Here is a 1,345-nt window from a genome sequence, read left to right as displayed (position 1 = left end):
ACGGGCACCTCAACCGCGACCGTGGGATGGTCCACGCCGGGATCACATCCGCGCTTTTTGCGGGGAAACCGCGTGGCGTGGTTCAGGCGGGTGCGCGGGTAGCTGCGGGCGCGGCGCCGCGGCAGCAGATCGCTGAGCAGGCCCTCAAACAGCCCCTCACCGACGCGGACCGGATGCAGCACGGTGGCCTCGACCGCGTCCAGCACCGCGGTGAAGGAGACGCGCCGGGCCGGGGCGCCGAGGCGGTCGGCGGCCTCGCAGGCAGCCGAGCGCAAGGCTTGATACAGCACCAACTGGGCGGCGACCTCCTGGTCGCAGCCGACGGGGGTGCGCGAACGCAGCGGGCGCCGACCACCGGGCAGCAGCACTTTGAGGGTGTAGTAGGCCGTCTCGATCTCCCAGCGGCGGGCGTAGAGGGCGACCAGTTCGCCGGCCGGAGCCCGGTCGGGATCGAGCAGGCTGGTCACCAGCCGGTAGCGCTCGGTGCGGCGGGTTCCGTCCTCGGCGGTGACGACCACGCGGGCCTCGATCACCCGCACCGTGCGGGTGGGGCGGCCGGCGGGGGCGACGGTGGAGAGGTAGGAACGGTCGTCCAGCAGCCGGTGGACCGGCAAGGCGAGGGTGGCGTTGACGCGCCACAGGGTCTGGGCGCCGGTGGCGGCCACGGCCTGCCACATGTCGGCGGAGTAGTAGCCGCGGTCGGCCAGCAGCAGCATGTCCGGGCGCAGGTGGCCGAGCAGGTCGGCGGCCAGGCGCCGTTCGCCCGCGTGGCCCGGGGCCCAGGTGGCGCCGATCAGGGCGCGGGTTCCGCATTCGATCAGGGCCAGCAGGGTGATCTTGGCGTAGGCGCGGTCGGGGCGCCGGTCGGGTTGGGCGCAGGCGGCAGTGTCCAGGTCGGTGCCGTCCCAGGCGACCAGCCGCAGGCGGTGGAACCAGGCCTCGTGGGTGCGGGGGGCGGCCAGGGGGCGGCAGATCCATTCCAGCAGGGCGCGCAGCGGGGCGGGGCCCAGACGTGTGCGCGCCTGGCGCAGGGCGGCCGCCGAGGGCAGTGCCCCGGATCGGCCCGGGCCTTGGGCCAGGGCGGAGAAGACCCGCCGGTAGCCGCGGTGGGGCCACAGGGCGCAGGCCAGCACGAAGTAGACCACGGTGCGGGCCGGGAGCAGGCGTATGCGTTTCTGGGTGCGGTTGGTGGCGGTGAGGATCTCGTCGACGGCTTCGGTGGGGATGTGGTCGTCGAGCAGGCCAAGGTGGGCGGGGAGGAACGCCTCATCGTGGGTGGCAGAATCGGGCACAGGCACGGCCCCTCGGTTCGCGGTTGATCTTGGTCGACACCTCGATACCAGGG

The 1,345-nt window shown here is 73.7% G+C and carries 1 protein-coding gene; it reads right to left on the bottom strand.

The annotated features are described in order from the left end of the window. Positions 1–1,292 (bottom strand): IS4 family transposase (locus tag ACYVD5_RS27960; protein WP_461004165.1); only part of this gene is annotated, 1,292 nt, incomplete at its 3' end. Positions 1,293–1,345: the final 53 nt, after the last annotated feature.

The organism is Streptomonospora sediminis, from assembly GCF_054778995.1.
The sequence above is the reverse complement of the archived record's forward strand: the minus strand, read 5'-3'. Positions and strand labels throughout refer to the sequence as shown.